General features: G+C 65.3%; 22 protein-coding genes and 1 riboswitch. Of the genes, 9 read left to right on the forward strand and 13 right to left on the reverse strand.

Going from position 1 to position 26,176, the window contains the following annotated elements; translation table 11 throughout:
* Positions 1-129: 129 nt before the first annotated feature.
* From Azoinq_RS09695 to Azoinq_RS09735, 9 genes are all read left to right on the forward strand, one after another.
* Complete coding sequence (locus tag Azoinq_RS09695) at positions 130-1,074, forward strand: LysR family transcriptional regulator (RefSeq protein ID WP_216129603.1); 945 nt, start codon at positions 130-132, stop codon at positions 1,072-1,074.
* 89 nt (positions 1,075-1,163) lie between these two features.
* Entirely contained in the window at positions 1,164-1,340 is a 177-nt protein-coding gene (locus Azoinq_RS09700; protein ID WP_216129601.1) for a hypothetical protein, read from the forward strand.
* A 281-nt stretch (positions 1,341-1,621) separates the two neighbouring features.
* Positions 1,622-2,473: a response regulator gene (locus tag Azoinq_RS09705; RefSeq protein ID WP_216129599.1), complete on the forward strand. Its 852-nt coding sequence runs from the start codon at positions 1,622-1,624 to the stop codon at positions 2,471-2,473.
* Positions 2,466-2,843: a hypothetical protein gene (locus Azoinq_RS09710; protein ID WP_216129597.1), complete on the forward strand. Its 378-nt coding sequence runs from the start codon at positions 2,466-2,468 to the stop codon at positions 2,841-2,843. The genes Azoinq_RS09705 and Azoinq_RS09710 overlap by 8 nt, the downstream gene beginning before the upstream one ends.
* Positions 2,840-3,703 carry an HDOD domain-containing protein gene (locus tag Azoinq_RS09715; RefSeq protein ID WP_216129595.1) on the forward strand — a complete coding sequence of 288 codons (864 nt, stop codon included), beginning with the start codon at positions 2,840-2,842 and terminating at the stop codon, positions 3,701-3,703. Before Azoinq_RS09710 ends, Azoinq_RS09715 begins: the two co-directional genes overlap by 4 nt.
* Positions 3,687-5,888 (forward strand): PAS domain S-box protein, encoded by a 2,202-nt coding sequence (locus tag Azoinq_RS09720; protein WP_216129593.1) that lies wholly within the window; start codon positions 3,687-3,689, stop codon positions 5,886-5,888. Before Azoinq_RS09715 ends, Azoinq_RS09720 begins: the two co-directional genes overlap by 17 nt.
* Complete coding sequence (locus Azoinq_RS09725; protein ID WP_216129591.1) at positions 5,885-7,234, forward strand: HD domain-containing phosphohydrolase; 1,350 nt, start codon at positions 5,885-5,887, stop codon at positions 7,232-7,234. The genes Azoinq_RS09720 and Azoinq_RS09725 overlap by 4 nt, the downstream gene beginning before the upstream one ends.
* 81 nt (positions 7,235-7,315) lie before the next feature.
* Positions 7,316-8,464 carry an FIST signal transduction protein gene (locus Azoinq_RS09730; protein ID WP_216129589.1) on the forward strand — a complete coding sequence of 383 codons (1,149 nt, stop codon included), beginning with the start codon at positions 7,316-7,318 and terminating at the stop codon, positions 8,462-8,464.
* 1 nt (position 8,465) lies between these two features.
* Positions 8,466-9,611 carry an ATP-binding protein gene (locus tag Azoinq_RS09735; protein WP_232368452.1) on the forward strand — a complete coding sequence of 382 codons (1,146 nt, stop codon included), beginning with the start codon at positions 8,466-8,468 and terminating at the stop codon, positions 9,609-9,611.
* Positions 9,612-9,834: 223 nt separating this feature from the next.
* On the opposite strand, the gene Azoinq_RS09740 is transcribed toward Azoinq_RS09735, so the two are convergent.
* The 13 genes from Azoinq_RS09740 to Azoinq_RS09800 all read right to left on the reverse strand — a co-directional run bounded on the left by Azoinq_RS09740 (position 9,835) and on the right by Azoinq_RS09800 (position 26,163).
* Positions 9,835-11,256 (reverse strand): amidohydrolase family protein, encoded by a 1,422-nt coding sequence (locus Azoinq_RS09740; RefSeq protein ID WP_216129587.1) that lies wholly within the window; start codon positions 11,254-11,256, stop codon positions 9,835-9,837.
* Between the two features lie 366 nt (positions 11,257-11,622).
* Complete coding sequence (locus Azoinq_RS09745) at positions 11,623-12,414, reverse strand: ABC transporter permease (protein WP_216129585.1); 792 nt, start codon at positions 12,412-12,414, stop codon at positions 11,623-11,625.
* Positions 12,415-12,425: 11 nt separating this feature from the next.
* Positions 12,426-13,289 carry an ABC transporter ATP-binding protein gene (locus Azoinq_RS09750; protein ID WP_216129583.1) on the reverse strand — a complete coding sequence of 288 codons (864 nt, stop codon included), beginning with the start codon at positions 13,287-13,289 and terminating at the stop codon, positions 12,426-12,428.
* Positions 13,290-13,394: 105 nt separating this feature from the next.
* A complete protein-coding gene (locus Azoinq_RS09755) occupies positions 13,395-14,420 on the reverse strand; it encodes an aromatic ring-hydroxylating dioxygenase subunit alpha (protein WP_216129581.1) in 1,026 nt (341 codons plus the stop codon).
* Positions 14,421-14,464: 44 nt separating this feature from the next.
* Positions 14,465-15,445, reverse strand: a complete 981-nt coding sequence (locus Azoinq_RS09760) for an isopenicillin N synthase family dioxygenase (RefSeq protein WP_216129579.1) — start codon at positions 15,443-15,445, stop codon at positions 14,465-14,467.
* Between the two features lie 51 nt (positions 15,446-15,496).
* Positions 15,497-16,495, reverse strand: coding sequence for an ABC transporter substrate-binding protein (locus Azoinq_RS09765; protein WP_216129577.1), 999 nt, complete (start codon positions 16,493-16,495; stop codon positions 15,497-15,499).
* A gap of 1,042 nt (positions 16,496-17,537) precedes the next feature.
* The gene (dmeF, locus tag Azoinq_RS09770; RefSeq protein WP_216129575.1) at positions 17,538-18,515 is read right to left on the reverse strand and encodes a CDF family Co(II)/Ni(II) efflux transporter DmeF; all 978 of its coding nucleotides are present in this window, start codon (positions 18,513-18,515) and stop codon (positions 17,538-17,540) included.
* 194 nt (positions 18,516-18,709) lie between these two features.
* Complete coding sequence (locus Azoinq_RS09775) at positions 18,710-19,297, reverse strand: TMEM165/GDT1 family protein (RefSeq protein ID WP_216129573.1); 588 nt, start codon at positions 19,295-19,297, stop codon at positions 18,710-18,712.
* Positions 19,298-19,307: 10 nt separating this feature from the next.
* Positions 19,308-19,495, reverse strand: a riboswitch (yybP-ykoY riboswitch).
* A 64-nt stretch (positions 19,496-19,559) separates the two neighbouring features.
* Complete coding sequence (locus tag Azoinq_RS09780) at positions 19,560-20,873, reverse strand: two-component system sensor histidine kinase NtrB (RefSeq protein ID WP_216129571.1); 1,314 nt, start codon at positions 20,871-20,873, stop codon at positions 19,560-19,562.
* A 27-nt stretch (positions 20,874-20,900) separates the two neighbouring features.
* Positions 20,901-21,425, reverse strand: a complete 525-nt coding sequence (locus Azoinq_RS09785; protein ID WP_216129569.1) for a chemotaxis protein CheW — start codon at positions 21,423-21,425, stop codon at positions 20,901-20,903.
* 12 nt (positions 21,426-21,437) lie between these two features.
* Positions 21,438-23,591: a methyl-accepting chemotaxis protein gene (locus Azoinq_RS09790; protein WP_216129567.1), complete on the reverse strand. Its 2,154-nt coding sequence runs from the start codon at positions 23,589-23,591 to the stop codon at positions 21,438-21,440.
* Positions 23,592-23,701: 110 nt separating this feature from the next.
* The gene (locus tag Azoinq_RS09795) at positions 23,702-25,852 is read right to left on the reverse strand and encodes a chemotaxis protein CheA (protein ID WP_216129565.1); all 2,151 of its coding nucleotides are present in this window, start codon (positions 25,850-25,852) and stop codon (positions 23,702-23,704) included.
* Complete coding sequence (locus Azoinq_RS09800) at positions 25,849-26,163, reverse strand: STAS domain-containing protein (protein WP_216129563.1); 315 nt, start codon at positions 26,161-26,163, stop codon at positions 25,849-25,851. The genes Azoinq_RS09795 and Azoinq_RS09800 overlap by 4 nt, the downstream gene beginning before the upstream one ends.
* Positions 26,164-26,176: the final 13 nt, after the last annotated feature.

Here is a 26,176-nt window from a genome sequence, read left to right on the forward strand (position 1 = left end):
GTGTGCTTCCTTTTCCGTGTGGGGTGTTGATGGGGATGAACTATATTGTTTTCTTGTATGGTGATAAACATGGCGTAAAGCAATTTACTGTTGCTAAAATCGGAACAATTTTAGTAAGGGAGCGGCCCCATGGCCCAGGATCGATTTAAGGAATTGGAAGCCTTGGTGGCGGTGGTGGAAGGGGGCAGCTTTGTGAAGGCGGCGGAAATACTGCGCAGCTCCAAGGCGGCGGTGTCCCGCAGCGTGGTGGAACTGGAAACCCGGCTAGGGGCCCGGCTCCTGCACCGCACCACCCGGCGTCTGGCCCTCACGGAGGAGGGGCGCCAGTACTACGAGCGGGCCAAGCAGTTACTGGAAGAACTGGAAGAAGCGGACGGTCTGGTGAGCGCCACCACCCGCCGGGCCGTGGGCCTGCTCAAGGTCAATGCGCCCCTGACCTTCGGGGTGCGCCATCTGGCCCCCCTGTGGAGCCGGTTTCTGACGGCCCACCCGGGGGTGGAACTGGATGTGACCCTGTCGGACCGGGTGGTGGATCTGGTGGAAGAGGGGGTGGATGTGGCCATCCGTATTACCCGGCTCCAGGATTCCACCCTGGTCTTCCGCCGCCTGGCCTCCTCCTCCGTGGTGCTCTGCGCCACCCCCCGCTACCTGGAACTGCACGGTACGCCCCGTTCCGTGGCCGAGCTGGCGGAGCACCGGATCATTGCCTATTCCTACTGGGCCATGGGCAATACCTGGAGTTTTCAGGGGCCCGGCGGCGCCCAAAGCTTTAATTTTCACCCCCGGCTGCGGGCTAACAACGGGGACACCTGCGTGGCGGCGGCCCTGGATCACCAGGGCCTGATATTCCAGCCCACCTTTCTGGTGGGCCAGGAACTGGCCAACGGGCACCTGGTGCGCCTGCTCCCCGAATGGCAGGGGCCGGAACTGGGCATATACGCCGTCTATCCCACCCGCAAACACCTTTCCGGCAAGGTTAGAGCCCTGGTGGATTTCCTCGCCGACGCCTTTGCCCTGAGCGGCGACTGGGGCGCTCCCCTGCCTGCCCATGCCCCGGAGAAGCCCGTCCTATAACGATCTGGATAACTATTTTGGGTTATTCCGCAGGCATGGGATTTTTGGCACAATCCGTCCCGTCTTTTAACTCATCCATCCTTCGGATCATGGCACTGGCGGAAAGTTTGTCCGAACGGGACTACGAAAATCTGCGGCGGGTATATCAAGCAGGGGCGGAAGAACTGGCCCCCGGTGATGAAGCCTATTATCTCTGCTTGGGGCTCCTGAGCCGGGAGGGCGGGCTTACCTCCCGGGGCATTGAATTATTGCTCCGGCACCGCTGATCCTGGTCCTCCCCGATTTTCCCCTCTCCCACCCCGCTGGGCGGGAGCGCTCCTTTACCCCGGTTTTCCCCGATCCGGGGCTCTCCCCCTTCCCTCTCCTTCCTTGCAAGCTCGTTGTCAGCTTGGCCCGGTAGTTTCTTCCAAAGCCCGCCCCTAGAGGAATGGCGGGGATTTTATGACTGCGGCGTAGGTGCGGGGCGGGTTTCGCGCCATAATGAAGCCCACTGCCACCGGGGCGGGGCTTCTGGCTTCCCCCGCCCAGCCCGAGGGAGGATTGGTCCATGAACCTTGATGCTGCCCCTGTTTCCGGCACTGCCCCGGTGGTGTCCCCGGGGACCCTGCTGCTGGTGGATGACGAGGAAAATATTCTCTCCGCCATGAAACGCCTGCTGCGCCGGGATGGTTACCGCATTCTCACCGCCAGCGGCGGCGAGGCGGGGTTGCAGCTCCTAGCGGAAAACCCGGTGGATGTGATCATTTCCGACCAGCGCATGCCGGGCATGTGCGGGGTGGAATTCCTGCGCCGGGCCAAGGACCTCTATCCCCGTACGGTGCGCATGGTGCTGTCCGGCTACACGGAGCTGGATTCGGTGACCAACGCCATCAACGAAGGGGCTATCTACAAATTTCTCACCAAGCCCTGGGATGACGACCAGCTGCGGGCCAATATCGCGGAGGCCTTCCAGCACAAAAATCTGGCCGATGAAAACCGCCGCCTTTCCCTGGAATTGCAGCAGGCCAACCGGGAACTGGCGGCGGCCAACGCCCGTCTGCGGGAAATGGTGGATCTGAAGCAGGAGCGCATCGCCCTGGATGAGGTCACCCTGGATGTGCTCCACGAAGTGCTCCAACTGGTGCCCTGGCCCCTGGTGGGCCTGGACGATCAGGATCGGGTGGCGGCCATGAACGGGGAGGCGGAACACCTGTTCGGGGACCAGGGCCTTTACCTGGGCAGCCCGGCGGTGAGCGTTTTTCCTGCCGAAGTGGGCCAGGTGCTGGTGGAACCCTGGGGGGAGGGGTGTGTGGCCCTGCCCCAGGGCCGTTTCCGCTATTACTGCCGCCCCATGGGCCGGGCCTCCGCCGCCCGGGGACGGGTGCTGCTGCTGATTCCGGAAGGGGGACGCCATGACTGAACCGGTCTGGATGCCCCTGGCCCAGGTAGCCCCGGATACCCCCCTGGCCGCCGATCTGCGGGGGGAGGGCGGGGTGCTGTTGCTGCCCGTCGGTACGGTTTTGAGCGAGGCGGTACGTCTGCGCCTGGAACGGAAGGGAATCGATCAGGTGCCCGTGCTACCGCCGCCACCCCCGGTGGATTCTCCCCAAGCCCTGGCCGCCGCGGCCCGGGAAGCGGCCGCCCTGGCGGAGCTGGAAGCCCGGCTGGGCCGCCTATTCCGCCTGGCGGGGGATGGCCCGACGGCCACCCTGCTGCATCAGGCTGTCTTCGCCTACCGGCGCCAGCATCCTTTGCCCGGCCCCAATTCCGATGGGGAGGTGACGCCATGACCGGCTCTGCTCCTCTGCCCGCCCCCCTGGACGAAGGCCGGGTGCGGGCCCGCATTGCCCTGCTGCCCACCCTGCCGCCCCTGGTGATGGAACTCCTGGGGAGTTTCCAGCAGGAGGATTTGAACGTCACCGCACTGGCGGAGCGCATCGGCAATGAACAGACCCTGGCGGCCCGGGTGCTGCGCATCGCCAATTCCCCCTTTTACGGCCTCTCCGGCCGGGTGGCGTCCATTCACGACGCGGTGGTGATCCTGGGCTTCCGGGCGGTGCGTTCCCTGGTGCTGGCCGCCGCCATGGTGGGGGCCTTCCCCACCCAACTGGGCCGCCACTTCAGCCCCCGCACCTTCTGGCGCCATTCCGTGGCCACCGCTCTGGCGGCCCGGGGCCTGGCCCGGCTGCGGGGGGAAAACCCGGAAACCGCTTTCAGCGCCGGGCTGCTCCACGATCTGGGCCGGGTTTTCCTGGCCGTGGCCTTTCCCGACCATTTCGCCGCCCTGCTGCGCTGGCAGACGGAACACGATCGGCCCAACCGGGAGGCGGAACAGGCGGTGCTGGGCCTGGATCATGGCACGGCGGGACGCCTTTTGGCCGAACAATGGGGCCTACCCGCCCCCATTGGGGAAGCCATCGCCCGCCACCACGAGCCGGACCGGGAGCCCACCAGTCCCCTGGTGGATCTGGTGCACGGCGCCGATCTTATCGCCCTGGCCCTGGAACTGGATGGCCGGGAAAACAGTGCCGTACCGCCTCCCTCCCCCGGGGCCTGGGCCCGGCTGGACCTGGATCAGGTCAGCCTGATTTCCCTGTTCGGGGAAGTGGATGAAAATTTTCAGGAGACCTGCCATGCCCTCCTCCCCTGAGCTGATTTGCCGACTGGTGGGGGATTTGCCCCCCATGGCCGCCTGCCTGGTGGATAACCCCCTGATCCGTCATTTCTACCTTCTGGTGGGGGACGGCCAGGAACGGATTTCCCATGTGAATGACAGCTTTTGCCAGGGCCTGGGCAGCCCCCGGGAAGCCTTTGCCGGCCGTCCTCTTTTTGAACTGTTGGAACTTAGTCCAGAGCAGCGGCAGGCCTGGGACGGAGCCCGGGCCGAGGGTCGGGAATGGCGGGGGGAAGTGCCCTGCCGGGGGGCAGACGGGCGCCTGCTGTGGCTGGAGCTGGCCCTTATCCCCCTGCCGGTGCGGGACGGGCCTTCCAGCACCCTGGCCTTTGCCTCCGATATCAGCCGCCTCATCGAAGCGGAGCAGCAGTTCCGGCGCAGCGAAGCCATGTTCCGCTCCCTGGCGGAAACCAGCTCCGCCGCCATTTTCCTGCTCCGGGAGGGCAAGGTGGCCTATGCCAATCCGGCCTTGAGCCGCCTCACCGGCTATACCCTGGCGGAGCTGGAAGGTCGGGCGGTGGAAGATCTGGTGGTGCCATCCATGCGGGAAGAGGTGGTGCGCCGCCACGGGGAACGGCTGGCGGGCAAGACCGTGCCCGCCTATCCCCTGGAATTCCAGACCAAGGACGGGGCCAGCCGCTGGGTGGAAGTGGCCGCCGGGCGTTTTGAACAGGACGGGGCGGTGGGGGTGATGGTCACCGCCATCGACATTACGGAAAGCCGCCGGGCCGAGGCCAACCAGCGCCAGCTGCGCCAGGTGATGAAGCAGATGCTGGACGGGGATCCGGTGCCCACCCTGGTGATCAACAAGCGCCATGAGGTGACCTACTGGAACCAGGCCTGCGCCACCGCCACCGGGGTCAAGGCCGAGGAGGTGTTGGGCACCAACCAGCAATGGCGGGCCTTTTACGACCATGACCGGCCCCTGATGGCGGACCTGATCGTGGATAACGCCCTGGACGATCTGGATAAATTCTATGCGGCGGGCTATCGCTGCAGCCTGATGGTGCCCGGGGCCTACGAGGCGGAAGGCTTTTTCCCCCGCATGGGGGAGCGGGGCACCTGGCTGATGTTCACCGCCGCCCCCCTGCGGGACGAGGCGGGGCGGGTCATCGGCGCCATTGAAACCCTTCAGGACATTACCCTGCGTAAGGATGCGGAAGCCTCCCTGCAAAAGGCTTTCGACGAGTTGGAGGTGCTGGTTCAGGCCCGCACCGAGCAGCTGGCCCGGGCCAAGGCGGAGCTGGAGGAAGACGTGCGCCGCCGGGAAGCGGCGGAAACCGAGTTGAAGGCCCGCTACGGGGAATTGCAGGCCCTCAACGCCTCCCTGCAAAGCGCCCAGGAACAGCTGGTCCAGTCGGAAAAAATGGCTTCCATCGGCCAGCTGGCCGCCGGGGTGGCCCACGAAATCAACAATCCCATCGGCTATGTCCAATCCAATCTGGGCTCCCTGGGCAATTACGTCCAGGACCTGTTCCACATGCTGGACAGCTACGAAACCGCCCTGGCGGCCCTGCCCGCCGACCATCCGGCGGTGCAGACCCTGCGGGGGGTGCAGAAAGAGGTGGATCTGGAATTTCTGCGGGAAGATGTGCCCCAGCTTCTGGCTGAATCCGGGGAAGGAATCAGCCGGGTACGCAAAATCGTCGCCGACCTGAAGGACTTTTCCCGGGTGGATAACAACCAGGAATGGCAGTGGGCCAACCTGCACCAGGGCCTGGATTCCACCCTCAACATCGTCAATAACGAAATCAAATACAAGGCGGAGGTGGTCAAGGCCTACGGGGAGCTGCCGGAAATCCAGTGCCTGCCCTCCCAGCTTAATCAGGTGTTCATGAATCTGCTGGTCAATGCGGCCCATGCCATGTCCGGGCCCCGGGGCACCATTACCCTGCGTACCGGACGGGATGGGGAACATGTCTGGGTGGAGGTGGCGGATACGGGGAGCGGCATTCCCCCGGAGGTCATCAATCGCATCTTCGACCCCTTCTTCACCACCAAGCCCGTGGGCAAAGGCACGGGGCTGGGCCTCTCCCTGTCCTTCGGCATTGTCCAGAAGCACCATGGCCGGATCGACGTGCAAAGCCAGGTGGGCCAGGGCACCACCTTCCGCATTGAACTGCCCATCCGGCAAACCGCCCCAGAAGGGAGCGCCTCATGAGCGATATTGCCAATCCCGCTGCCGGCGGTCTTTTTGCCGCCCAGGCCGCCGCCCCCACGGCGGCGCCCGGGAGCGGTGCCACCCTGCTCTGCGTGGATGATGAAAGCAACATTCTTTCCGCCCTGAAACGGCTTTTCCGCCCCGCCGGTTATCGGGTGCTGATCGCCAACGGGGGCGCGGAAGGGCTGGAACTGCTGGCCCAGGAAGGGGCCGAGGGGCGGGAGGTGGATCTGGTCATTTCCGACATGCGTATGCCAGAAATGGACGGGGCCCGCTTTCTCACCCAGGTGCGGGAGCGGTGGCCCGACATCACCCGCATTCTCCTCACCGGCTACGCGGATATGGAATCCACCGTGGCGGCCATTAACGAGGGCCAGATTTACCGCTACATCGCCAAGCCCTGGAATGACGGGGAGGTGCTCCTCACCGTGCGGGACGCCCTGGAACGGCGCTTTCTGGCCCGGGAAAAGCTCCGCCTGGAAGCCCTCACCCGGCAACAGAACGAGGAGCTGAAAGCCCTCAACGCCAGCCTGGAAGACAAGGTGAAGGCCCGCACCGCCGAGCTGGCCCAGGCCCATGAGCGCTTAAAGCGCAGCTTCATGACCTCCATTCAGGTGTTTGCTAACCTGGTGGAACTCCGGGAAGGCCAGATGGCGGGCCATTCCCGCCGGGTGGCCGGGCTGGCCCGGCAGATCGGTGGCAAGCTGGGCCTGGACGTGCGCCAGTCCCAGGACGTGTTCCTCGCCGGGCTGCTCCACGACATTGGCAAAATCGGCCTGCCCGACGATCTGCTGAACAAACCGGCCACCCGCATGAATGGGGACGAATTCGGCCTCTGGCGCAAGCACCCCATCAAGGGGGAACAGGCCCTCATGGCCCTGGAAGACCTGCGGGGCGCGGCCCGGCTGATCCGGGCCCACCATGAGCGTTTCGACGGCCAGGGCTATCCGGACGGCCTTTCCGGCCTGGCCATTCCCCTGGGGGCGCGCATCCTGGCGGTGGCCAACGACTACGATGGCCTGATTCAGGGCACCCTCTCGGGCAAGCGCCTGCCCGAGGAAGAGGCCAAGCAGTTCATCGCCCAGGCCAAGGGCAAACGCTACGACGCCCAGGTGGTGGACGCCTTTCTCGCCGTTTCCGGCGGCCTCAAGGAAGCCCCCGCCAACGCCCTGCCCCTGGCCCCCCGGGACCTGGCGGAAGGCATGGTGCTGGCCCGGGATTTGGTGGGCCGGGACGGGGTGCTGCTCCTGGCGGCGGAGTACGTGCTGGATGACAGCCTGATCCGTCAGATTCGGGAATACGAGCGCAGCGAAGGCGGTCAGGTGCAGATTTTCGTGCGGACCTAAAGGGGGCACGGGCCGGGCGTCCGCCGCCCCGCCTGCGCCTTCAGGGCATGACCACAGGGGCCCAGCCCCGGGGAGGACATCATGGAGCTGGAACAACTGGAATGGCGGCCGGGCCTGGGATGGCGGCAAACCACCGGGGGCCTAAGCCGGGCTCCCGCCCTGGTGCTGCTCTTTGCCGCCCGGGAAGTGCTGGACCGGGATCGGGACGAATGTTTGGCCCCCCTGCTGCGCCGCTATCCCGGGGTGCCCCTGGTGGGCTGCTCCGCCGCCGGGGAAATCCGGGACATCCGGGTGGGGGATGGGGGCGCCGTGGCGGTGGCCCTGGCCCCCCGCCAGGGCCACATCCGGGTTGAATCCCGGGAGGTGAACGGGGCCAATAGCCGGGTCTGCGGTGCCGCCCTGGGCCAGGCCCTGGCCGGCCCGGACCTGCGTCTGGTGTTTGTTCTGGCGGAAGGGGTGGCCCTGAATGGCACCGCCCTGGTGGCCGGACTGCGGGAAACCCTGCCGCCGGACTGCATTTTGACCGGCGGTCTGGCGGCGGACGGGGACCGGTTTCAGGTGACCCGGGTGGTGGTGGATCACCGGGTGAGCAGCGGTCTGGCGGCGGCGGTGGGCTTTTACGGCCCGGCCTGGCGGGTGGGCTACGGTTCCGTGGGGGGCTGGGACAGCTTCGGTCCGGACCGGCTGATTACCAAGGCCTCCGGCAATGTGCTCTACGAACTGGACGGGCGCCCGGCCCTGGCCCTCTATCGCCGTTATCTGGGAGAGCTGGCGGCGGGCTTGCCCGCCACCGGTCTCTATTTTCCCCTGTCCCTGCGGCGCCAGCTGGGGGACGAGGCGGGCCTGGTGCGCACCCTCATGGCCATTAACGAGGCGGACGGTTCCCTCACCTTTGCCGCGGAAATTCCCGAGGGCCATTACGCCCGGCTGATGAAGGCCAATTTCGATCGCCTCATCGATGGTGCCGGGCTGGCGGCGGAATGTAGCCGCCAGGGGGCGGGGGATTCCCCCTGCCTGGCCCTGCTGGTGTCCTGCGTGGGCCGCAAGCTGCTCCTGGAACAGCGGGTGGAGGAAGAGCTGGAGCGGGTGCGGGAGGTGCTGGGGCCGGAAGCCCTGCTCACCGGTTTTTATTCCTATGGGGAAATCTGTCCCCAGACTACCCCCGCTGGCGGAGGGCGCTGCGAATTGCACAATCAGACCATGACCATCACCACCCTGGGAGAAGACTGACATGCACCCCCTGCTGGAACGCCAGATGCGCCACGCCGGGGTGGACCTGGAAAGCCTTGCTCCGGCGGTCCGGGAACTCCTGGGCGCCATTAACGAAGCCTATCGCCACGGGGACCAGGACCGGCGCCTGATCGAACAGGCCCTGGAAAACATGTCCCAGGAATTGACCGAGAGCAACCGGGATCTGCGCCAGGAGCTGGAAGAGCGGCGCCGGGCGGAAACCGCCCTGCAAGGGGAAAAGGCCGAGCAGGCGGCCCTCATCAAGCAATTGGGGGAGGCCCACGAGCAGCTTTTGCAGGCGGAAAAAATGGCTTCCATCGGCCAGCTGGCCGCCGGGGTGGCCCATGAAATCAACAATCCGGTGGGCTATGTGCACGCCAACCTGGGCTCTCTGGCCCGCTATATGGAGGACCTGTTCGGCCTCCTAGGGGCGGCGGATCAGGCCGTGGCCGCCCTGCCGGAAGACCAACCTGCCGCCCGGGCCTATCGGGAAGCCTGCCGGGAGCGGGACCTGGATTTTCTGCGCCAGGACATGCCCTCCCTCCTGGCCGAATCCCGGGAAGGCCTGGCCCGGGTGCGCAAGATCGTCCAGGATTTGAAGGACTTTTCCCATCCGGACGGGGAAATTCTCACCTGGGCCGACCTGCACCAGGGCCTGGATTCCACCCTCAACATCGTGCACAACGAAATCAAATACCACGCCCAGGTGGAGCGGGAATACGGGGATTTGCCCAAAATCCGCTGCAATCCTTCCCAGCTCAACCAGGTTTTCCTCAATCTGCTGGTGAACGGCGCCCACGCCATTCAGGCCCAGGGCTGCACCTCCGGCCGTTTGGTCATCCGCACCGGGCGGGAAGGCAAGGATTGGGTGTGGGTGGAGGTGGGGGATTCGGGCTGCGGCATCACCCCGGACATCCTGCCCCGCATCTTCGACCCCTTCTTCACCACCAAGCCCGTGGGCCAGGGCTCGGGCCTGGGCCTCTCCCTGGCCTACGGTATCGTCCAGCGTCACCACGGCCGCATTGAAGTCTCCACCCACCCAGGCCAGGGCACCACCTTCAAGGTCATCCTGCCGGTGGATCCGCTGGCGACAGGTAAAAGCGCCGAGCCGTCTGACCCGGGGAGCCTGACAACTCCGGCCGCTTAACCAACCCTAGGTATGTTCTCCAGCCAGTTGCCGACCGAAATTTAGGCGACGGGGGGAAAGGCAGCAAAAGTGCTGGCGGATAGGGGACACCCCGTTTTTCCTCGGGAGCAGGGAAAAAGCTGCATGGTGATTTTTCTGTAGGGATAGGCCGTGGGGCTACGAGAGAGAGGGGCCGGTTTGTTTCCCCAACAAACCGGAACGTTCTCCTTTGTTTTCCGGCCCTTTAGCCTGCCGCCCCCTGGCGTAGCTGGGTGACCCCCGCCCGGGCTTGGTGGCTGAGTTGGGCCAGGTCCAGCCCCGGAATCCGGCCGTCTTCCACCACGGTTTTACCGCCCACCAGCAGGCGTTTCAGGGTGGCTTTGCCGCCAGCCACGGGGCCGATGGCGGGGTCGTGGAGGCCCAGGTGGCAGGGCTGGTCCAGGCGATAGAGGGCGATGTCTGCCGCCTGCCCCACCGCCAGACGCCCCAGGCCGGTGAGGCCGAGGAGGTCGGCGCCGCCGGCGCTGCCCCAGCGCACCACGTCTTCCACGGTGGGGGCGGCCGCGGCCTGGGCTTCCCCCTGGCCGCCGCGACAATGGGGGCGGGCTGCCTCCCCGTTACGGGCCCGCTGCATGAGCCAAGCGGCGTGGGTTTCGCTCAGCATATCCGCCGCTTCGTTGGAGGCAGCCCCGTCCACCCCGATGGAAATCTGGGCCCCTGCGGCTTCCAGGGCCAGTACCGGTGCAATGCCGCTCCCTAGGCGGCCGTTACTTTGGGGGCAATGGGCGATGCCCGTGTGGGTCTGGCCCAGCAGGCGGATTTCCTCCGGGTCCAATTTCACCAGATGGGCAAAGGAGACGTCCGGCCCCAGCCAGCCGTGGTCGGCGCAGAAGCGGATGGGAGTAGTGCCGTGCATGTCCTGGGCGGCATCCTGGTAGGAGACGGTTTCGGACAGGTGGGAATGGAGGCGCAGGCCCAGGCGCCGGGCTTCGGCGGCGAATAGGTCCAGCTCCTGGGGATGGACGGCATGGAGGGGGGTGGTGGGGGCCACGGCCACCTTGCGCCAGGCGTCCGGGGCCGGGTCGTGGTAGGCGGCCGCGAGGCGTTGAATGTCCGCCAGATAGGCTTCCGGGGTTTCCGGGCGCAGGGCCTGGGGCAGTGTGGATTCCACCTGTCGGCTGCGGGTCTGGCCGCCCCGCAGGAGCACGAAGCGCAGGCCCAGGGCCGCCGCTTCCTCAAAGAGAATGGCGGAGGTGTCGAAATCCAGGCCGGGAGCGTAGAGGTAGTTGTGGTCCGCCACCGTGCCGCAGCCGGACAGGGCCAGTTCCACGAGACCAATGCGGGCGGCCAGACGGAACAGATCGGCGTCGAAGGCGGCCCGGTAGCGATAGGGAATGGCGGTGAGCCAGGGGGTGAGGGTGGCGTTGAGTCCCAGGGGATCGCCCTTGAGCAGGGATTGGAAGAGGTGGTGGTGGGTGTTCACCCAGGCCGGGTAGGCGACGCAGTCCGTGGCGTCCAGTATGGTTTCCCCCGGTTCGGGGGTGAGCTGGCCCAGGGCGGTGATGCGCCCCTGGCGCAGGCGAATATCCGGCCCGGCGTGGCGGGCGGCGGCACCGGGGAGGCCGGTGACAATGGCGGCGGTGTTGCGAATGAGCAGATCGGTCATGGTGGTCGTCTTAATACTTAATGAATGGGAGAGGAAAACGGGGCAGGGCTGCGTCGGGGAATCTCAGCTCGGCGGCCGGGCGGGGAGATGGCCTGGGCCCAAGAAAGGGGGCCTGGTTGACGGGCGCCGGGTTACCGGGTGGGCTCCCCCGGGCGGAGATGGGATCGGCCGCTGGGGAAGCTGAGGGACGGCTCCAAGGGCCGTGATAAATCGGCCTGGAGAGGGCCGTCTTTTGGACATCTTGTCCATCGCTCCGGGGAGCGGTCCGTGTTTGGCCGATTCGCGGGGCAGGGGGGCGAAAGCTAAGGTGCTCCGCCGATCTTCCGGGGATGAAAGTGGAGAAGCCCATGGCCACTGCCTCTCCTCCTAAATGGCTTCCGGGGCCTGCCAGCGGCCCAGGGCGGCCCGGCTGGCCCAGGCCGTAAGCAGGTAGAGCCCTACCCCAGCCAGGGTAATGAGGCCCAGGGCGGCGAACATCAGGGGAATTTCCAGCTGCTGACCCGCCTGCAATATCTGGTAGGCCAGTCCGGCCCCTGGTCCGCCGGTGCCCGCCACGAATTCCGCCACCACGGCGCCGATCAGGGCCAGGCCACTGGAAATGCGCAGCCCGGCGAAGAAGTAGGGGAGGGCGGCGGGAATGCGCAGGCGCCACAGCACCTGCCAGCGGTTGGCCCGGTAGATGGAAAACAGGTGGCCCAGGCCTGGGGCGGCGCTCCGCAGGCCCAGGACGGTGTTGGAGATGATGGGGAAAATGGCCACCATGACGGCGCAGAGCACCAGGGCCGGGGTGGGCTCCTTGACCAGGATGATGATCAACGGGGCCACGGCTACCACCGGGGTGACCTGGAGCAGGATGGCGTAGGGCATCAGGCAGGCTTCCAAAATCCGGCTTTGCACCAGGAGAAAGGCGAACAGTACCCCCAGTACCACGGACAGGCCCAGGGCCAGCAGGGTGACCTTGAGGGTGGCGGCCAGAGCCAGCCCCAGGGTGGGGGCCTGGGTCACCAGCACCTTGGCGATGTCCAGGGGCGCGGGGAACAGGTAGACCGGAATGTCCCAGTATTTGCAAGCGGCCTGCCAGGCCAGCAGGACCAGGGCGCCCAAAAAGAGGGGGGCAAGAATACGGGCCATGGCGGGATTGGCGAACAGGGGTTTCATGGCGGGCTCCTTCAGGCATCCGGGTGGTGGGCCTGGGCCAGCAGTTGGGAAAGGTGCTGGCAGGTTTCGATAAAGGCGTGGGAGGTGCGGTAGGCCTCGTCCCGCTCCGCCGGGGCATCAATGTCCACCTCAGCCAGAATGCGCCCGGGGCGGGCCCCCATTACCACCACCTTGGAAGAGAGAAAAACCGCCTCGTAAATGCTGTGGGTGACGAAGACCACGGTCAGATCCCGGTGTCCCCAGAGCTGGCGTAAATCTCCGTCCAGCCGGTTGCGGGTGAATTCATCCAGGGCGCCGAAAGGTTCATCCATGAGCAGCAAATTGGGCTCGGTGACCAGGGCCCGGGCCAGGGAAACGCGCATCTGCATGCCCCCGGACAGTTCCCGGGGATAGGCTCGGGCAAAGGCTTCCAGCCCCACTGCGGCCAGGGCCTGGCGGACCCGCTCGGCTTTTTCCCCCCGGGGGCGGCCCTCCAGGTCCAGGGGCAGGGCCACATTGGCTCCCACGGTGGCCCAGGGCATGAGGGTGGCTTCCTGAAAGACCATGGAAAAGCGCCGTCCGTCCCGGGGGGCGGGCATGGCCCCCTGGTTCCACCAGCGCACATGACCGCCGGAGGCCTCTTCCAGCCCGGCGAAAATGCGCAGCAGGGTGCTCTTGCCGCAGCCGGAAGGCCCCAGCAGGGAGACGAATTCCCCCTGCTGGATGCGCAGGCGCACCTCCCTTAAGGCCGGGGTGCCGTTGGGGTAGGTTTTTTCAATGCGATTGGCCAGAAGCACGGTCCGATCGTCCGGGGACGGGGGGGCGGTGTTACCCGGGGCCGTGGCAACGGTGGCGTACCGGGCATCTGGCGGTAAGACGCTAAGGGGCATAAGCATGAGGGTTGGCCTTTCTGTCGTGGGTGGGACCGGGCCGGTGCCGGGGTCTGGTGCCCCGGTGACCGGCAGGAGCCGACCTGGGTTGCCGGGTCGGAAGTGGGGCCATCAGGCGCTGCGGAAAACCTCCTTTTCCCCATGGCTTTCCAGAAGCTGCATGAGCTTACGGCGCATGAGAATGCCCGGCCGGTCCGAGTGCATGTGGAATTCCGCGTGGCGGCCCAGATCGATGCAGGCGTCCGGGTCCGTGGCCTCGAGAATTTCCTTGTCCTCCGTGGTGATGGCCCGGTCCCAGTCGATCAGTTCCTGGGTGCTGCAATCCGTTTCCTTATCGTTACGGTAAAGCCACTGGACTAGCACCATGTGGCCATCGTCCATGGGGGTGGCGCAGTTGTAGATGATGTGGTCGATGCCGCTGGCCGGGTAGGAGCAGCCGAAGCGGCGGCAGAAGGGCTGGTACCAGCGGTTGATCAGGTGGCGGTGGGTGATGGGCTCGGTGGTGCCTGTAATCCGGTAGCTTTCCGGGGGATTGTTAATGGGCACCAGGGTTTCCGCCTGAAAGCCGTAGTCCGTTTCCTCAATGTTGTATTTGGAGGGCGCGGGCTGGTCGAAAATGCCGAAATTGGCCTTGTGCACAAAGCTGAAGTGGGAATTGTCGAAGGAGTTTTCCATGACCCGCAGGGGGCTGGTGGCCCAGTGCTCGTAGAACTGGAAAATGCGCCGGTAGGCCGGGTCCCCATCCTCGGGAAAGTCGGGGATGGGGGCGATGGGGTCGTCCAGGGCGACCCACACGTAGCCGTACCGTTCCTGGCAGTGGAAGGCGGTGACGCCGGCTCCCGGGGGAATGGTGCCGTCCGTGTTTTGGGGCACCTTGCGGCAGGCGCCCCGGCAGTCGTATTCCCAGCCGTGGTAGCCGCAGGCGATGTGTCCCTCCGGGGTGACGAAGCCCTTGGAGAGTTTGGCGGTGCGGTGGCAGCACCGGTCCAGCAGGGCCGCCGGCTGGCCATCCGCCTGTTTCCACAGCACCAGGGGGGTGTTGAGCAGGGTGAAGGATTGGGGGCCCTGATCCAGGTCGGTCATGGGCACCAGGGCGTACCAGAACTTGCGCAGCACGGGTTGTTGGGTCACCAGCATGGTGTTTTCCTTTTTATATAAGTGGGGTGGGGGATGGAGAGGGTTCAGGCCACCTTGGCCTTGCCGTAGGAGGTGGTGTACATCAGGTCGATGTGTTCACCCACGCTTCGGGGCGCCAGGCAGGGTGTTTCCCCGGGGAGGCGAAAGGCGTCCAGACAGGCCACCTGGGCGTGGTAGTCCGGGTCGATGAAAAAGGGCAGGGAGTAGCGGTCCCGTTCCGGGTGTTTGTTGCGCACCCGGTGGGGATTGGAGAAGTAGGCCCCGTTGGTCCACACCGGCATCATGTCGCCGATATTCACCACATAGGCGCCGGGTAGGGGATCGGCGTAAAGCCACTCGCCGCTGGCGTCCTGGACTTCCAGACCGCCCGTATCGTCCTGGAGCAGCAAAGTCACCGCCCCCCAGTCCGTGTGGGCGCCGCAGCCGATCTGGTTGTTCTGCACCGCCCCGGGTTGGGGCGGGTAGTGGATGAGGCGCAGGGTGGCCATGGGTTCAGCCAGCATGGGGTCGAAATAGTCTTCCGCCAGCCCGGCTACGGTGGCAAAGATGGCCATCAACTCCCGGCCCAGGGCCAGCATGTCCATGTAATAGGCGGCACAGGCCCGTTGAAAGCCGGGAATGTCCTGGTCGTCGGGCCAGCGGTTGGGGCCGTAATTGGCCAGGCCTTCCTGCACATAGGGATGGTTCGGGCTCTGGTTACCGCCGATGAGGAGGGATTCCTTGATGTCCGGCGGGGCGTCGAAATCCAGGGTTTGCAGGCCGAAGGGCTCGTAGCCCCGGCGGTTGGCGCCCACGGTGTAACGGCGCTTCTCTTCCTCCGGGAGGGCGAAAAAGCGAGCCGCCAGGGCCAGCATGTCCGCCATGCGCTGGGGGGCAATGCCGTGGCCCACCAGATAGAAAAAACCGATGTCCCGACAGATGCGGTCAAACTCCCGGGCTACCCCCGCTTTGTCCTGACCGTTCAGCCAGGGGCCGATGTCCAGCACCGGAGTCAGGCTGCGCCGGGGGTCTGCGTAATCCACCATGTTGGTCCTCCTTAGGGTCAGAGGGGCCGCCCCGGAGGCGGCCCGGGGAACTTAGTTTTTGGGCAGGGGCAGGCCTTGGACGAACTTCAGGGTATAGGCCTGCTTGTAATCCACGTTGGCAGGCAGCAGGCCGGTCTTCACCATGGCCTGGAAGGTTTGCTTCCAGCGGGCGTCGGTCATGACCCCAATGCCGTGGCTGGCCGCATCCCCCCCGGTGACCAGGGCGTATTTCTTCATCTGAGCCAGGCCGAAGGCCAGCTGGGCGTCCGTCATCTTGGGATTGTCCTTTTTGATGAGGGCGTTGGCCGGGGCCGGATTAGCCAGATAGCTGACCCAGCCTTCCGCCGAGGCCTTGACGAAGCGGGCCAGGGCGTCTGGCTTGGCCTCCACCGTGGATTTCAGGACCACCAGGGTGGAGGCATAGGGGGGATAACCATGGTCGGCCATGAGCAGGACAGCGGGTTTCACCCCGGCCTGTTCCATGGCGTAGGGCTCGGAGGTGATGTAGCCCTGCTGGGCGGAATTCTTGTCCGCCAGGAAGGGGGTGATGCTGAACAGATAGGGCTTTTTCTGCTGGTCGGTGAGGCCGTATTCCGCCTTCAACCAGGGCCAGAAGGTGGTTTCACTTCCCTGGGCGATGAACAGGGGCTTGCCTTTCAACTCGGCAAAACTTTTTACCCCCGGGTGGGCCAGAATGCCCTGGGGATCCTTCTGGAAAAAGGCCGCGATGGTGGTCACGGGAACCCCCTGTTCCACCGCCTTGAGGGTCTGGAAGTCATAGCCCATCCACAGGTCGATGTTTTTCCCGGCCAGGGTCTGGATGCCGTTTACTTGGGGCCCGCCCATCTTGATGCTCACGTCCAGTCCATATTTCTTGTAGATGCCCGTGGCCAGGGCCTGATAGAAGCCCCCGTGTTCTGCCTGGGCGAACCAGTTGGTGCCCAGCACCAGTTTGTCGGCAGCGAAACTGGGCAAAACACAGCCGGCGGCCAGCAGGGCACCAGCCAGTAACTTAGAGGCAAAACGGGGGAGTAGACGGTTGGGTTTCATGGCTTTTTTCTCCGTGGGTTAAAGACCTGCGAGGTGACAAAAGGGGGTGACCGGCGGGGACCGGAAGATTCGGCTTTCCCGGTCGGGGCGAAAGGCGCGGCTCTCCCCGAAACGGCGGGGGCGGTCGAGGCAAAGGGCAATAAGCTGGGGAGCGGAGCGCCTCCCACTGAGAAGCGCGTCGTGGCCTGGGACGGAAGCCGGAAGGGGAAAGGGCTGCCCCTTTTGGGGGGCAGCGGCACGGGCTGGATGGGGGCGATAGGCGGCGAGTCGCTTCCTGACCTGGCGCCAGGGGGCATCTATTCCCGGCGCCTGGGTGGCCAACCGGAAGCCAATTGCAGCGAGGGCGGATATCCAGGGGGATATCCGGAAACAGCGGGTCATGACAGGCTCCTCCTTCTGCCGGGGCAGAAAGTGATGGTGGTTACCAATCAAGACCGGTGCAGGCACCGGCCGGAGCAATGACCCGCGGGGAAAGGCCCGCTGACTGCTTCTACTCTGGGCTAATTACAGCAACCCCTATGCCAGCGCCGGAACAGGGCGGGAAAATTTCAGGGGAACTTTTTTGAAAACGGAAGAAAGCCTTGTGCCACAAGGGGCTTCCCATCATCCGTCGGGCAGGGGAAGGCTTGGTGTCCCCAGGGGCCGGGGGAGGTCAGCGGAGAAAAAGGCCGAGGGAGTCAAAAAAACGGGGAAAACATGCACCGGAGGAAGGATTTTGCCTGGGATAATGGGCAAAAATGGTGCGAAGCTATTGATTTATAATGATTATTAAGATTTAAGCGCCGACCGCTATGGGCTAAAAAGGTTCCGGGTGGGAGATAAAAATCCGGGGAAGGGCGTGTTCTGCCCTGGAGGTCGGCCATGGGGGCCGGAGTAGGAAAGCCTAGGGAGAAAGAACACCCCAGGGAATCGGGGGTAACGTCCGGACCGGTCTTTTCGGCCCGGGGAAGGAGATTCCCGGGGGGCCAGGAGAGAGCAAGGGACGGCGTAGGTCTTCCCCCTCCCTCATCCAGCCTGAGGCTTTGGGAGGGAAAGGCCGGGGTTAGCCCGGCAGCACTTCCACCGTCACATGGGCCAGTTCCGGGTAGTGGGCCAGGTCGGCTTTGACCGTGGCGGCGTCCGGGCCGTTTGCGGGAGTGGCCAGGCTGAGGATACAGGCGTAGCGGCCCCGGCCCACTTTCCACAGGTGCAGGTCCAGAACCCGGGTGGCTGGCCAGTGGGGGTGGTGCTCCACCCGCTGGGCGATGGTTTGGGCCAGGGGGCGTTCCGGTTCCCAGTCCATGAGCACCAGGCCCGTATCCCGCATCAGGCCCCAGGCCCAGACTGCCACCAGGGTGGCGCCCACCAGGCCCATGATGGGGTCCAGCCAGTTCCAGCCGTAGAGCTTGCCCCCCACCAGGGCGGCTACCGCCAGTACGGAGGTGGCGGCGTCCGCCAGGACGTGGATGTAGGCGGATTTCAGATTCAGGTCGTGGTCACCGTGCTCGTGTTCATGGTTGTGCTCCTGGTGGCCATGATCATGGTGATGATGCTCATGGCCGTGGTCGTGGGCCTTGCCCAGGATCAGGGCGCAGACCAGATTGACCACCAGGCCGATGACGGCGATCGCGATGGCCTGGTCGAAGTGGATGGGCGCCGGGCTCACCAGCCGGGAGACGGATTCATAGACCATGATCAGGCCCACCCCCAGGAGGAACATGGCGCTGGCAAAGCCGGCCAGAACCTCGATTTTCCAGGTGCCGAAGGCGAAGCGGGGGTCCCCCGCGTAGCGCCGGGCCATGGTGTAGGCCAGGGCGCTCAGGCCGATGGCCACGGCGTGGGAGCTCATGTGCCAGCCGTCCGCCAGCAGGGCCATGGAGTTGAACCACCAGCCTGCCAGGATTTCCACCACCATCATGATCAAGGTGATGACCACCACCAGCCGGGTGCCGTGTTCGGCGGCCCGGTTGCCTTCATCGAAAACCTGGCGGCAGGCCCAGCTGGGGCGGGATTGGGGGGCGTTGGCAGGGCGAGGGATCATGGCGGAACGGGGCCGCTTCCCGGTCCGGCTCATCGCCCAGCAACAGGCGGGCGATGGGGCGGGGGCGGCATGGATAAAAGGAATAGCCCCATGGTACCCAGCTTCCCGGCCCGGGACAACGCGGTGGGGCGACGGGGGTAGCGGCCCGGGGATGGGGGCCGGGGATCGAGCCTTCTGCCCTATCCCCGGATGCTTTACATCGGCAGCCGGGCGAAGGCGTGGCCCACGTCCAACAAGGCCAGGACGCCCAGGACGGCGAAAATCAGGGCGGCGACCCCGTGCACCAGGCGCAGGGGAATTTTGTGGGCCAGCTTGTCTCCCACCCAGACGGCGGGCACATCGGCGATCAGCATGCCGGTGGTGGTGCCAGCCACTACGGCGATCAGGTTGGGATAGCTGGCGGCCAGGGCCACCGTGGCCAGCTGGGTTTTGTCCCCCATTTCGGCCAGGAAAAAGGCCACCAGGGTGGTGCCGAAAACCCCGAAGCGCTGGCCGATGCCCGCCTCTTCCTCATCCATTTTGTCTGGAATCAGGGTCCAGATGGCCATGGCGATAAAGCCGATGCCTAGCACCCAGCGCAGGATGTTGGGGCCCAGCAGGGCGGTGATCCAGGTGCCCACCAGACCGGCGAGGAAATGGTTGGCCAGGGTAGCGGCGAAAATGCCCAGGATGATGGGCAGGGGGCGGCGAAATTTGGCGGCCAGGAGAAAGGACAGGAGTTGGGTCTTGTCCCCCATTTCCCCCAGGGCGACCACGCCGACGGATACGAGAAAAGCTTCCATGAATTGGCTCTCCGGGCCGGGGCGATCCCATGACCACGCCTCTCCCCCGGCCCTTCCGGAGGTGCGTGGTCAAAGGTCTTGCCAGGCCGGGCGGCTGTCCGCGCCATGGTCGGATGACCAAGTGTGTTGACGCGTACCCCGGTACCACGGCCCGCTGTAGGCGGCCGGTCCGGGCGGCTACTCCCCAATGACGGGGCGGATGGTACCCAGGTGCAGGGCGCCTGTCCACCGGGGGCGGCGGACAGGCGGGCGGAGCGGCTTCCTAGTGGAAGGTGGTGGCCGGGGGCGTGGGGGGCAGGGCGGTGCGGCCGCTTAAGGGCAGGGTGATACGTACCCGGGTGCCCCGGCCCGGAGCGCTTTCCACCAGCAGTTTGCCCCCGTGCAGGCGCACCACCGCGTCGGCGATGGAGAGACCCATGCCTTCCCCGCCCCCCACGGGCCGGGTGGTGAAGAAGGGGTTGTAGATCCGGTCCAGGTTTTCCGGGGGAATACCGCAACCGTCGTCCTCCACCTCGAGGGCCAGATGTTCCCCGTCGGGCTGGAAGGCCCGCAGCACCACCCGGCCCTGGGGCCCGGTGGCCTGGCAGGCGTTATCCACAATGTTGGCCAGGGCCTGAGCCAGCCGGTCCGGCAGGCAGGCCAGGGGGGGCAGTTCCGTGCCCAGATCCCAGGTCAATTCCTGCCACTGGGCCCGGGGGCAGAGGCCCACGGCGGTGTGCAGCAGGGCATCCACGCCCCGGTCTTCCCAGGCCCCGTTGCTGTAGGCGTTGGCGAAATCCAGGAGATGGCGCACCACCCGGGCGACCCGTTGCACCCCCTGGCTGGTTTCCGCCAGGAGTTGGGGGGCGTCTTCCCGGACAAAGGCCAGATCGGTCTGGCGTCGGGCGTTTTCCAGAGCCGCCACCGCTGTGCTGCTGGCCGGCTGACTCCATTTTTCGTAGGCGGCAATCAATTCCAGCAGGGCCCCCACATGCTTGGTGAGGGTGCCCAGATTGCTGCGGATGTAGCCCATGGGGGTGTTGATTTCGTGGGCCACCCCGGCGGCTAGTTGGCCCACGGCGGCCAGTTTCTCCGCCTGGACCAACTGGTCGTGGGTGCGGCTCAGGCGGCCGTTAACCACCTCCAGGTGGGCCCGGCTTTCGGCCAGGGCCCGGGAGGCTTTTTCCTGCTCCGTCAGGTCATTGAACATGACCACGGCGCCCAGACACTGATCGTCTTCCCAGATCAGGGCCTGGCTCAGTTCCACTATCCGCTCCAGCCCCTCCCCGGTGCTGAAGTGGAGGCGGTGATGTTGATATTCCTGGCGGTTGGCCGGGAGAAAAAGGGGCTCCCCCGTTTCCGGACCGGCCAGGAAGCTTTCCAGGGGATGGCCCTGTAAATCCTCCGGCGGCACCCCCAGCAGGCGGGCGGCGGCGGTGTTGGCGAAGCTGATGCAGCCCCCCAGGTCCAGGCTGAAAATGCCTTCCCCGGCGGCGTGCAGGATGCGTTCGTAGGTACGGCTCCAGCGGGCAAAAGCGGCCAGGAGTTGCTCCTGGCCGGAAGTGTCCCGGTCTTGTTCGTTAGCCAGGGTGGTCATGATGGTTTTCCTTGGTGAACCGCAGACTTAGTGGACCGTGGCCACCGGGGGGTCCCCCGGCAGCTGGGCCAGCTCTTCGTCGGAGAGCACGTGGGCCAGGGCCAGGAGGACGATGAAGCCGTCCTCCATTTTGGCCATGCCCTGGATGAAGTCCGTGCGCAGATGGGTGCCGAAGGCGGGGGGCGGTTCCACCTGGGAGGCGGGAATATCCAGCACCTCGCTCACCGCATCCACCATCATGCCCACCACCAGGGTTTCCGTATCCCGGGGGATTTCCACGATGACGATGCAGGTGCGCTTGCCTTCCTTGGTGTGGCCCCGGCCAAAGCGCCGGTTCAGATCCACCACCGGCACCACAGCCCCCCGCAGGTTGATCACCCCCCGGATGGCGTCGGGCATCATGGGCACCACCGTGATGTGGCCGTGCTCGATGATTTCCCGCACATTCAGGATGGGGACCGCGAACATCTCCTCGCCGAGCTGGAAGGTCAGGCACTGGGTTTGATCCCCTCCTTCCCGCTCCGGCGTAATGACTTGATTGAGAGACGGCATGATGGTCGCTCCTTAGAACTGGACGAAATCGCCGCAGGCTTCGTTGCTCACACCCCGGGGTTCTTCCTTCACCGCCGCCTTGGGGGCTTGCACGGCGAAGGTGTTGCGCCCGTGGCTGGACTGGTTGCCGCCCCGAGTGCGGAAGAAGCCCATGAGCTGTTGCAGTTGCTCGGCCTGACCGGTCATTTCTTCGGCCGTGGCCGCCAGCTCTTCCGAGGCCGCCGCATTCTGCTGGGTGGTCTGGGTCAGCTGGGACATGGCGCCGTTGATCTGACCCACGCCCAGGGCCTGTTCCTTGGAGGCGGCGGTGATTTCCTGGACCAGATCGGAGGTCTTCTTGATGGAAGGCACGATTTCATCCAGCAGATTGCCCGCGTGTTCCGCCAGGGAGACGCTGTCCGTGGCCACCTGGCTGATTTCCTGGGCCGCCACTTGGCTGCGTTCCGCCAGCTTGCGCACTTCCGCCGCCACCACCGCGAAGCCCTTGCCATGTTCCCCGGCCCGGGCCGCTTCAATGGCCGCATTCAGGGCCAGCAGGTTGGTCTGGTAGGCGATGTCGTCGATGATGCCGATCTTGTTGGCGATGGACTTCATGGCCGCCACCGTATCGGTTACCGCTTTGCCTCCTTCCACGGCCTGGGTGGCGGCCTTGGCGGCGATGCCGTCGGTCACCGAAGCGTTGTCCGTGTTCTGGTTGATGGAGCTGCTCATCTGTTCCATGGAGGCACTGGTTTCTTCCACGCTGGAGGACTGCTGGGAGGCGGAGGAAGACAGGGACTGGGAGGTGGCGGAAATCTGTTCGCTGGCCGTGGTTAGGGCATCCGCGGAGGTGCGCACTTCCTGCACCACGGTGCTCAGCCGATCCACCATGCTATTCACGGAGTCAGACAGTTCCTTCAGCTTGCCTTGGTAGTTGGCCTGGATGGACTGGGACAGATCGCCCCCTTCCACCGCCTTCAGCACGCCCATGGCGTCGTTCAGGGGCAGGATGATGGCGTCCAGGGTGTCGTTGATACCCTGCACGATGCGGCGGAAGTCTCCTTCGTGGCGGGTAGCGTCGGCCCGCAGGTCCAGTTGGCCCCGGGTGGCGGCAGCGGCCAGGGTGGAGGTGTCTTCGATGAGGGCCTTCAGGTTGCGGCGCACTTGCTCGATGTTTTCGTTAATGAAAGCCTTCTTGCCCGGGAACTGTTCCAGGGGAGCGTCGAAGTTACCCCGGCCGAATTCCATCACGCAGGCCATGGCTTTCCTCTTCACGGACAAGTGACCGGCCACCATGGCGTTGATGCCTTCGGCCATGGTGCAGAACTGGCCCGGGTAGCTCTTGGCGGCGATAACCACGTCGATGTCCCCCTTGTCGTGTTCGGCGCTCATGTGGTCCATTTCCTGGAGCAGCTTGCGGATGGTGTCTTGCATGTGGGCCATGTCCGCCAGCAGGGAGGACTTGTCACCCGCGTTGAGGCGGATTTCTTCGTCCAGCTTGCCGTTGGCAATGCGTCCCACGCATTCCGCCGCATAGGCCGGGTCACCGCCCAATTGGCGGGAGCTGATCCGCACAATCATGATGCCGATGCCCAGAGCAATCACAATGGTGGTCAGCAACACCAGGGAAGTTACGGTATTGGCGGTGGATTGAATTTTCTGGGCTTCCGCAGCGGCTTTGTCCCCCAGCTCCTTGTTGTAGGTGAAATGTTCGGAAAGGCCGTCATAAACTTTTTCGGAGAGAGTCCGGGTTTTTTCCAGTTGTACCAAGGCATCGGCGGCACGATGGGACCGCATGGCTTCCAGGGTGGCATTCAAGGACTGCCGGTATTCCTCCAGGGCTTTCCGGTCCGTGGCAAGCAGTTCTTTGTCTCGGGCATCGGAAATGACTTTTTCGTAATTGTCGAAATCCTTAGCCATGGCCTGGAAAGACTCGAACAGCTTTTGTTCCGTTTCCGGCAGCTTGGCCGGGTCCGTATTCATCACATGCCGGTACACCCGAACTCGCAGCTTGCCGAAATCCCGCAGGGCGGCATCGAGAATGTCCAGGCTGGGTACCGTGTTGACGTTGGCATAGCTGGCGGCCTCATAGACCCGGCCCAGGTTATGGAAGGAAAAGGCACCCACTACCGACAGCCCGATAATGGCAGCGGCGATGAGCAGGTAAAGGCGTTGTTTGAAGGTCATGATGGTCTCCTTGATTGGGAGTGAAATTCAGTAAAAAAGGGCGAAAAAGGGGTCAATCGGTATTGCGGGGGGCCGGGGGGCCCGGGGTATGGCGGGGGTGGAAGATGGGCCTACCCTCCTTCCCGCACCAGGGGCGCGGCCAGGGCCTGGTTTTCCCGTTCCGTGGCGTGTTGCACCAGGGACGGCACGTCCAGGATCAGGGCCACCTCGCCGGTGCCCAGGATGGTGGAGCCGGAGATGCCCCGGAGATGGCGGAACATCTGGCCCAAGGGTTTGATTACGGTCTGGAATTCTCCGAGCAGGCGATCCACCACCAGCCCGGCCCGGCGGCCGCCGCTCTGCACCACCACCACGTTTTCCCGGGTGCTGGTTTCCCCTTCCACCTGCAGGAGCTGGCGCAGGCGCAGGTAGGGCAGGGCTTCACCCCGCAGGGCCAGGTAGTGGCTGTTGCTTTCACCGTCCAGTAGCTTCTGATCCGTGGGCAGCTCCAGACATTCATGGACCATGTCCAGGGGCACCACGAAGGCGCTGTCCCCGACCTGGATGAGGAAGCCGTCGATAATGGCCAGGGTGAGGGGCAGGCGGATGCGGATGGTGGTGCCCAGCCCTTCCTTGCTTTCGATTTCCGTGCTGCCCCGCAGGGTGGCGATGTTGCGGCGGACCACGTCCATGCCCACGCCCCGACCGGACAGGTTGGTGACCTGGGCGGCGGTGGAAAAGCCCGGTTCAAAAATGAGGTTGAAGACTTCCCGGTCGCTGAGGGTCTGGCCCTGGGCTACCAGGCCTTTTTCCAGGGCCTTGGCAAAAATCTTGTCCCGGTTCAGACCGCCCCCGTCGTCCCCCACCTCGATAACGATGCTGCCGGACTCGTGGTAGGCGTTGAGGCTCACCCGGCCCCGGGGGGATTTGCCCCGGGCCAGGCGCTCTTCCGTGGATTCGATGCCGTGGTCCATGGAATTGCGCACCAGGTGGGTGAGGGGATCGCTGATCTTTTCCACCACGGTTTTGTCCAGCTCGGTTTCCGCCCCGGTGATGACCAGTTCGATGTCCTTGCCCAGTTCCTGGGACACATCCCGCACCACCCGGTGGAAGCGGCTGAAGGTTTCGCCGATTTCCACCATGCGCAGGGACAGGGCCCGGTCCCGGATCTGTTCCACCTGACGGCTCATGAGGGCCATGGCTTCCATGAGGGGGGCGTTGCCGCTGCGCTGGGCCAGGAGCCCGGCGGAGGCACCGGCGATCACCAGTTCCCCCACCTGATCGATGAGGTCTTCCAGCTTTTCCGCATCCACCCGCACAAAGCGCACCCCGGTGCCCCGGCCTTCCTTGGCCTTGGGCTTGTCTCCCGGATGGGCGGAACCGGCGGCGTCCGGCGTGGCCGGGGCCTGGGGCGCCTGGACCGCGGGAGCCAGCTCTTCCGGGCTGGCGCTGCCCAGTTCCACCAGCAGGGCCACCATCCGTTCCCGGCCTTCCGGCAGGGCAGCGGCCAGGGCCCGGTAATCGGCGGCGGCGGCGTGGGGCGGCAGGACGGTGATGAGGCAGTCGTCCCGGACGAAGTCAAAGGCCCCGTCGATGGTTTCCCGATCCGCGTCGCTTTCCAGGTCCAGCTCAAAGCCCAGGTAGCAGGCTTCCGGGTCCATTTCCGCCGCTTCCGGCAGCTTGTCCCAGAGGGGGGCGATGGCCCGGAGGCGACCCAGGGTGCCCAGGTAGCGCAGGAAAGAGGCCGGGTCCATGCCGCACTTGAGTACGTCCTGGCCGAAGCGCAGGGAGATGTGCCAGGCGCTGTTGGCGACCCCGTCCGGCGCCTGGGGAGCGACAGCCCCCGGGGCGCTGTGGTGTTCCTGGGGGGCGGCGGCTTCTTCGTGGGGACCGCCGATATAGGCTTGCAGCCGGGCGAGCAGGTCACCGGCGCTGGGCCGCACCTGGTCGTCCGCCGCTTCTGCTTCCCCGGTCACCCGATTGAGCAGGGAACCCAGGTGGTCGCCGCTTTGCAGGAGCAGGGCGATGAGGGTGGCGTCGATGGCCAGGGCGCCGTTACGCACCTTGTCCAGCACGGTTTCGGCCACGTGGGCGAAGGCCACCAGGTCGTCCAGGCTGAACAGCCCGGCGGAGCCTTTGATGGTGTGCATGGCCCGGAAGGTCGCGGCAATGGCTTCCGCGTCCGTGGGGTCCTGTTCCAGGGCCAGCAGGGCGTCTTCCATGCCTTGCAGCAGGTCCCGGGCTTCGGCCACAAAGGTGGAGAGGGCTTCATCCAGGTTCATGACAGGCTCCCTTCTTCTTCAATCAGGGGAAAGTATTCAAAGAGGCCGAAGAGCTTGAGTAGGCCCTGGACGGATTCGCTGGGGGCGGCCAGGCGCAGGCGGCGGGTGGCTTTTTCCGCTTCCCGGCGCAGCAGGAGCAGGAGCTGGACCCCCACGCTGTCGAAGTCGCTGACTTCGGCCAGATCCAGAACCACGTCCGGCGCGGCACAGTGGGCGAGGAGCTCGTCCTTTTGCCCGGCGGCGTAGATGGTGAATTCCCCCCGGAGGGCGACCCGGGTGACTTCCCCGGCTTGGCTGACAAGAATGTCCATGACGGTTCTCCGG

Origin of the sequence: Azospira inquinata (genome assembly GCF_018905915.1) — a bacterium.
Lineage (GTDB): Bacteria > Pseudomonadota > Gammaproteobacteria > Burkholderiales > Rhodocyclaceae > Azospira > Azospira inquinata.